General features: G+C 27.4%; 10 protein-coding genes and 1 other annotated feature. Of the genes, 8 read left to right on the top strand and 2 right to left on the bottom strand.

The window, feature by feature from the left end:
• The first annotated feature begins 58 nt into the window (after window positions 1-58).
• The 3 genes from VN21_RS08355 (at window position 59) to tyrS (ending at window position 2,175) form a co-directional block, all read left to right on the top strand.
• Window positions 59-382 (top strand): heavy metal-binding domain-containing protein, encoded by a 324-nt coding sequence (locus VN21_RS08355; RefSeq protein ID WP_021431097.1) that lies wholly within the window; start codon window positions 59-61, stop codon window positions 380-382.
• Window position 383: 1 nt separating this feature from the next.
• Window positions 384-524 (top strand): hypothetical protein, encoded by a 141-nt coding sequence (locus tag VN21_RS18655; RefSeq protein WP_021431096.1) that lies wholly within the window; start codon window positions 384-386, stop codon window positions 522-524.
• Window positions 525-611: 87 nt separating this feature from the next.
• Window positions 612-872 (top strand) — a binding site (T-box leader).
• 97 nt (window positions 873-969) lie between these two features.
• A complete protein-coding gene (tyrS, locus tag VN21_RS08350; protein WP_046822843.1) occupies window positions 970-2,175 on the top strand; it encodes a tyrosine--tRNA ligase in 1,206 nt (401 codons plus the stop codon).
• A gap of 61 nt (window positions 2,176-2,236) precedes the next feature.
• Here the strand turns inward: tyrS and VN21_RS08345 are convergent, their stop codons facing one another.
• Window positions 2,237-2,419 (bottom strand): hypothetical protein, encoded by a 183-nt coding sequence (locus VN21_RS08345; protein ID WP_046822842.1) that lies wholly within the window; start codon window positions 2,417-2,419, stop codon window positions 2,237-2,239.
• A 161-nt stretch (window positions 2,420-2,580) separates the two neighbouring features.
• Here VN21_RS08345 and VN21_RS08340 point away from each other — a divergent pair, with 161 nt between their 5' ends.
• A complete protein-coding gene (locus tag VN21_RS08340) occupies window positions 2,581-3,423 on the top strand; it encodes a DegV family protein (RefSeq protein WP_046822841.1) in 843 nt (280 codons plus the stop codon).
• Between the two features lie 77 nt (window positions 3,424-3,500).
• Here the strand turns inward: VN21_RS08340 and VN21_RS08335 are convergent, their stop codons facing one another.
• Window positions 3,501-3,776: a hypothetical protein gene (locus VN21_RS08335; protein ID WP_046822840.1), complete on the bottom strand. Its 276-nt coding sequence runs from the start codon at window positions 3,774-3,776 to the stop codon at window positions 3,501-3,503.
• A gap of 165 nt (window positions 3,777-3,941) precedes the next feature.
• Here VN21_RS08335 and VN21_RS08330 point away from each other — a divergent pair, with 165 nt between their 5' ends.
• The 4 genes from VN21_RS08330 to VN21_RS08320 all read left to right on the top strand — a co-directional run.
• Complete coding sequence (locus VN21_RS08330) at window positions 3,942-5,288, top strand: DUF389 domain-containing protein (RefSeq protein WP_052952017.1); 1,347 nt, start codon at window positions 3,942-3,944, stop codon at window positions 5,286-5,288.
• Between the two features lie 118 nt (window positions 5,289-5,406).
• Complete coding sequence (locus VN21_RS18650) at window positions 5,407-5,577, top strand: hypothetical protein (protein WP_161794383.1); 171 nt, start codon at window positions 5,407-5,409, stop codon at window positions 5,575-5,577.
• 314 nt (window positions 5,578-5,891) lie between these two features.
• A complete protein-coding gene (locus VN21_RS18910) occupies window positions 5,892-6,515 on the top strand; it encodes a TM2 domain-containing protein (RefSeq protein WP_052952016.1) in 624 nt (207 codons plus the stop codon).
• On the top strand, window positions 6,493-6,693 hold a 201-nt coding region (locus VN21_RS08320; RefSeq protein ID WP_046822839.1), incomplete at its 3' end, for a DUF2752 domain-containing protein. The genes VN21_RS18910 and VN21_RS08320, both read left to right, overlap by 23 nt.

Below are 6,693 nucleotides of genomic sequence, written 5' to 3'. Positions count from 1 at the left end.
CTTTATATATAGTATATAATATATATAAGTTATTAATAACTAAAAAGGAGGTATTAACATGCAAATATTAACAATTGAAAATGTACCAGGGAAAAAAATAGTAGAAGTTGTTGGGTTAGTGAAAGGAAGCACTATAAGAGCAAAACATATAGGAAAAGACATTGGAGCAAGTTTTAAGCAATTAGTTGGTGGAGAGCTAAAAGGTTATGATGAAATGCTAGAAGAAGCTAGAAAAGTAGCTATAGGAAGAATGGTTGAAGACGCAGAAAACAAAGGAGCTAATGCTATAATTGGATTTAGATTAACATCAGCTGCAGTCATGCAAGGAGCAGCAGAGATGCTAGCCTATGGAACGGCTGTAGTTATAGAGGAAGAAAAATAAATTGTTATATTTTATAGGAATGATAGTTATATGTGCATACGTAGCTATTATAGTTGGAAGTATAATATTACTTATCTTAAAGGTTATAGAAAGAAAAAAAGAGAAACAAGAAGAAGACTGGGATAAGTATGATGATTATTAAATTGATAAATTTTAATAATTATGAATATTTTTAAAAAGTATTGACAAAATATATTAAAAAGTCATATTATAAAAATAAGCAATTATAAAAAAAGCTTTGACGAGAAAGAGTAAGGTTAATGTAATCTTTACAGAGAGTACCCGGTTGGTGAGAGGGGCAAAAGATAATTTAGCTTGAATACATCTCTGAGCTGCACTCCGAAAGATAACAACTAGTAGGCAGTTGCCGGATTTTGCACACGTTATAGTGCTAGAGTATCCCAATAAGTTGGCGTACTTGAAGAGGTCATTATTGCGAAATAATGATGAATTAAGGTGGTAACACGTGAGTAATACTCTCGTCCTTTTTATAAGGGCGGGAGTTTTTTTATTGTATTGGCGCCGTATAATATTTAAGCTCCCATCCTTAAAAATTAATTTATATAAAATTTTAAGGAGGATTAATTATGAAAAGCATAGATGAACAAATAAGAATAATATCTAAAGGTGTAGATGAAATAATAGGGATAGAAGACCTTAAAAATAAACTAGAAAAATCTCAAAAAGAAAATAAACCTATGGTAGTTAAATTAGGATTAGACCCTAGTGCACCAGATATACACTTAGGACACACCGTTGTGCTAAGAAAGATGAAGCAGTTACAAGACTTAGGTCATAAGGTAGTTATAATTATAGGAGATTTTACAGGAAAAATAGGAGATCCTACAGGAAAATCTAAGGCTAGAAAGGCTCTTAGCACAGAGCAAGTACTAGAAAATGCTAAGACGTACGAGGAACAAATTTTAAAAGTATTAGATAAAGAAAAAACGGAAATTGTCTTTAATAGCAAATGGTTATCAAAGTTAAGTTTTGAGGAAGCTATAAGTTTAGCATCTACTACTACAGTAGCTAGAATGCTTGAAAGAGAAGATTTCAAAAAAAGATATGAAAGTCAGACTCCAATATCACTACATGAATTTTTCTACCCACTAATGCAAGGATTTGACTCAGTTGAGATAAAAGCAGATATAGAGCTAGGAGGAACTGATCAAAGATTTAATGTGCTAATGGGAAGATCGTTACAAAAAGAATTTAACCAAGAACCTCAAGTAAATATATTTATGCCTTTGCTTGAAGGATTAGATGGCAAAGATAAAATGAGCAAAAGTTTAGGAAATTATATTGGAATAGATGAACAAGCTAATGTAATGTATGAAAAAGCTATGACTATACCTGATGAGCTTATAATCAAATACTTTGAATTAGTAACAGATATTCATCCTGATGTAGTAGATAATATCAAACTAGATTTAGAAGAAAATAGAGTAAATCCTAGGGATATAAAAATGAACCTAGCTAAAGAAATAGTTAAATTATACCATAAAGAAGAAAAAGCTATAGATGCGGAAAATAGATTTAAAGAAGTTTTCCAAAAAGGTCAAATACCTAATGATATACAAACTATAGAAGTATTAAAATCTGAATTTGATTTGATAGATGAGTTAGTTAAAAATAAATTAGTAAGCAGTAAAAGTGAAGTTAGAAGACTTATAACACAAGGTGGTATTAAAATTAACAATGAAAAATTAGATGATATAAAGAATATAAATATAAATGAAACTATCATAGTTCAAGTAGGAAAGAAAAAATTTATTAAAATTTGCTTAAAATAATAATTTTAAAATCATTAAAAATTTATGGACTTTCTAAAAATTTAGAAAGTCCATAAATTATCTAATGGAAATCTGGATGATTATCATTTAATTCAGCTTGTCTTTTTTCTATTATTTTCTTAACATCATTTTCACATAAATTTGTTTTAGCTAGGATATCTGACATTCCAACGTTATTTTCAAGTAATGCCTTAGCATGTTCAACAGCTTTTTCGTATTCACCTTTTTTGAAATTATGACTCATATAAACACATCCTTTCTTAAATAGATTTCCACAGAATTAGGAAGTTATAACTGTAAAATAATACACATTAAAATATTAATAAAGTTTGATATTAAACTCATATACATGTATAATTATTTTAGAATTAAATTAAGTTACTTTTTACAAAGGGAGTTTATATAATGAGTAATATAAAAATACTATGTGATACAATGAATGATGTACCCGAGAATATAATGAAAAAATATGATGTAGAGGTACTGCCAACAACTATAATATTTGAAGGAAAAGAGTATAAAGCAGGAGTAGACATAGGTGAAGATGAATTTTACAAATTACTAAGAAGTAGTGAGAATATACCATCTACATCTCAAATTACATATGCTACATTTAAAGAAACTTTTGAAAAGTACATAAGTGAAGGTAAACAAGTTTTATACTTAGCGGGTTCATCTGCTGCATCTGGAACATATCAATCAGCTATGATAGCTAAAAATGATATTGAGGGAGAGGTTTATATATTTGATACATATGGACTTTCTATAGGCGGTGGAATTTTAATAGGTGAAGCTGCTAAAATGGCAACTGAAGGATATGATATAGAACAAATTATGAATAAATTAGAAGAAGAAAAGGAAAAGGTAAATGTATTTTTCTCTGTTGATTCATTAGACTACTTACAAAAAGGTGGAAGAATATCAGGAACTAAAGCTGCTATAGGAACTTTACTTAATATAAAACCTATATTAAAAATAGAAGATGGCTTAGTTAAGCAAAAGACTCAGGTAAGAGGTAGTAAAAAAATAATACCTTCATTGATAGAGCAACTTAGATTAGAGATAGGTGAAGACTTCTCTGATAAAGATGTTTATGTTGGATACGGTGATGATGTAAATGAACATAAAAAATTTATGGAAAAAGTAAAAGAAGAGTTACAGCCAAGAAACGTATATCCTTTTAGAATAGGAGCTTGTGTTTCTTGTCACTCAGGACCTAGTGTTTTAGGAATAGCATGTTTAAAATAAGGAATTATAATATTATAATAATAAAGAAAAAGGCCTCTAAATATAGAGGTCTTTTTTTCGTTAATCACAGACAATTTTTATCTGCAATTTTTTTGAATGTAGTTTAATGAACTTTTCATATCGTTAAAAGAATTTTTAGGAAGCATTAAACGTTCAATCCCATTATAAAATCCATAAACATCAAAAATTTTATCTATTTTTACTTGTATTATATCATCGATAATATCTATATAAATACATTTAGAATACTTACTAAAAGATTTAAATATAAGAATTTTATTACTACTTAGTTTAATCATTTTAAAACCATTAAGGTATAAATTACTATCTAAAAAATTTATAAATTCTTCCATAAAATTACCTCCGACTACTAGTATTAACAAGGTTTTTGATTTATATAACTATTTACTAAAAATTACAACATTAATTCATAAACTTGTATAAATTTTCCTATTGTAGTAAATTTAAAACGAGATTAAGTGACATAATTATATATATACTGTGTAGGAGGCAATGAAATGAAAATAAATAAAGAAAAATTTATATATGAATTCACAAGAAATCAAGCTACTCATGAAGAAATTCATGAAAATATATTAGAGGGAATGAATGTACATGGAGCGAATTTTATAATTTTAATTTGTGCAATAATAATAGCGTCTGTTGGATTGAATATGAATGCAACTGCTGTTATTATAGGAGCTATGTTAATTTCTCCATTAATGGGTTCAATTATAGGAATAGGCTATGGAGTAGGAACATATAATGTGAAGCTTTTAAGAGAAGCTTTCAGAATTTTGATAATTTCAATCGTAATAAGTATAGTAACGTCTACGCTTTACTTTTCAATTACTCCAATAACAACAGCTGGAAGTGAAATATTATCAAGAACTAGCCCTACTATTTGGGATGTTATAATAGCTTTTGTAGGTGGAATAGCAGGTATGATAGGAATTACCCGTAATAAGTCAAGTAATGTTATACCTGGAGTTGCAATAGCTACTGCACTTATGCCCCCACTTTGTACTGCTGGATATGGATTAGCGACAAAACAATATGGAATGTTTTTTGGAGCGGGATATTTATTTTTTATAAATGGATTTTTTATAACGATAGCAACTGTTATAGTCACAAAGGCATTAAATATACCAACAAGAATAAATGTATGCGATATAAAAGAAAGAAAAGTTAAAAAAATTATAATAATAGCATCTATTATTGTTATAATACCAAGTATGTTTTCTGCTGTTAGTATGATAAAGGAAACTCTAGATGAAAGTAATTTAGATAAATTTATAAGAGAAGAGTTAGGAAATCAATATGTTGTAAGTAAAAATGTAAGTGAAAAAAATGATACTATTACACTTGTTGTAGTAGGGGAAAAAATTTCTAGCAATCATCTAAAAGAATTACAACAAAGTTTAAGCGATTATGGATTTGAAGATAAAAAATTAGTTATAAAACAAGATGAAAGTAAAATTTCAGATATTGATAAATATATAAATGAAGTTAAAAGTAAAAGTAGTGATTTTATAATAGATAATCAGTTGAAAAATAAAGATGAAGTTGAAAAAAAAATTAAGGAATCTGAAATGGGAACAAGTGAAATTGCAAAAGAGTTAAAGTCCATATATCCTCAAGTAAATGAAGTATATGTAGGATATTTAATTGGTGAAAAGGATAAATCTAAAGAGATTCCTACACTTGTTCTGTACAGTAGTGATGAAAACTTAGCAAACAACATAGGCAATATTGAAAAATGGTTTGAAATAAGAACTGGTCAACAGGATGTAAAAGTTTATTTAGAACAAAAAAATCCAGAAGAGATAAAATCAGATAATGAAATTAAAAAAGAATTACAGTAGTAAATAATAAAAAATAGTAATATTAGGGGGGGATATAAATAATATACTTATTTTGTATAGATAGAGATATATATGCTATAGTTAAAAAAATAAAATGTATTTTGGGAGTTGAGATGAAATGGGAGAACAGAAAGAAAGTTTAGTTGAACCACTTTTAAAAAGTGGGAGTGTTTACAAATTAAAATGTTATAAATGTGACTCGATATCTATTCAAATTACAGAAAGCAAAGAACCTGATTGTGTTTGTTTAGAATGTGGAGGAATATGTAGTTCTTTAAAAATAAAATAATTTATTAAAAAGGGCTGCTTCAAAATAATTATAAAATATTTTTGAAGTAGCTTTTTTATTTAATTACACATAGAATCTGGAAAGCTAAATATCGTAATTAATTTTAAAAACATTGTACATACAGATAATTTAAACCAAGGATATCAAAACTTAGTTAAAACTCATATATTTGTGAGGTAACATAGAGAAATTTTAGATATACAAAAAATGAAAAAAGATATTGTGTATAAGAAAGATTTTTGCAAGCATATAATATGATAGCAATAAATATAATATAGAAGTTTTAAAGCTTAAATATTAGGGGGGGATTATTATTGTATTGTAAAAACTGTGGAAATGAACTGAAAGAAAATGCAAGCATATGTGTAGATTGTGGAGTTTCGATAGGAAAAGGAAATAAATTTTGTAAGTTTTGTGGAAATGAAGTAAATGAAGATTCAAAGTTTTGTATAAGTTGTGGAAATGAATTAAATAAGCCTTATATACCTAAAATTAAGGATTCTACTAATCGAAAAATATATTGTAGAAACTGTGCAAATGAAATGGATTATGAGTCATCTGTTTGCACTAAATGTGGAGTAAAAAGGGGGGGAGGAAATTCCTACTGTTATGCATGTGGGAAAGAAACTGATGAAAAGGCAGATATATGTATTTACTGTGGGGTAGAACTTAAAAAAAGATTTTCAGGAGTTAATACAAAAGGAACAAAGAGTAAGCTAATGGCTGTAATTTTATGTATATTATTTGGAACTATGGGAATACACAGATTTTATGTAGGAGATAACACAGAAGGGTTTATTTTACTAGCATTAACTTTAGGGGGAATATTAACCTGTGGAATAACTACTATAATTAGTGGAATTTGGGTAATTGTGGATTTGATTTTTATAATAATAGATAAAATAACGGATGATAATGGGGAACCACTTCAATGGTAAAATAATTAGATTTTTAGTATACATTTTTGTAATTACAATAATATACTTAATTCCAATTAGCTATATAGAAAGTAAAAGTTTTTGTTTATGGTATAATTTATTTGAAATAAAATGTTTTGGATGTGGAATGACTAGAGCTTTTTTTAATTTATCAAGATTAAATATAAAAAAAGCTATA

Origin of the sequence: Paraclostridium benzoelyticum (genome assembly GCF_001006285.1) — a bacterium.
Taxonomy (GTDB): Bacteria; Bacillota; Clostridia; order Peptostreptococcales; family Peptostreptococcaceae; genus Paraclostridium; species Paraclostridium benzoelyticum.
Note: the sequence above shows the minus strand (reverse complement) of the source record. Positions and strands in the feature narration are given on the sequence as shown.

Excerpts from the sequence above, each read along its gene's own strand:
- VN21_RS08355 (WP_021431097.1), top strand. The coding sequence starts at position 59 with ATGCAAATATTAACAATTGAAAATGTACCAGGGAAAAAAATAGTAGAA.
- tyrS (WP_046822843.1), top strand. The coding sequence starts at position 970 with ATGAAAAGCATAGATGAACAAATAAGAATAATATCTAAAGGTGTAGAT.
- VN21_RS08345 (WP_046822842.1), bottom strand. The coding sequence starts at position 2,419 with ATGAGTCATAATTTCAAAAAAGGTGAATACGAAAAAGCTGTTGAACAT.
- VN21_RS08340 (WP_046822841.1), top strand. The coding sequence starts at position 2,581 with ATGAGTAATATAAAAATACTATGTGATACAATGAATGATGTACCCGAG.
- VN21_RS08335 (WP_046822840.1), bottom strand. The coding sequence starts at position 3,776 with ATGGAAGAATTTATAAATTTTTTAGATAGTAATTTATACCTTAATGGT.
- VN21_RS08330 (WP_052952017.1), top strand. The coding sequence starts at position 3,942 with ATGAAAATAAATAAAGAAAAATTTATATATGAATTCACAAGAAATCAA.
- VN21_RS18650 (WP_161794383.1), top strand. The coding sequence starts at position 5,407 with ATGGGAGAACAGAAAGAAAGTTTAGTTGAACCACTTTTAAAAAGTGGG.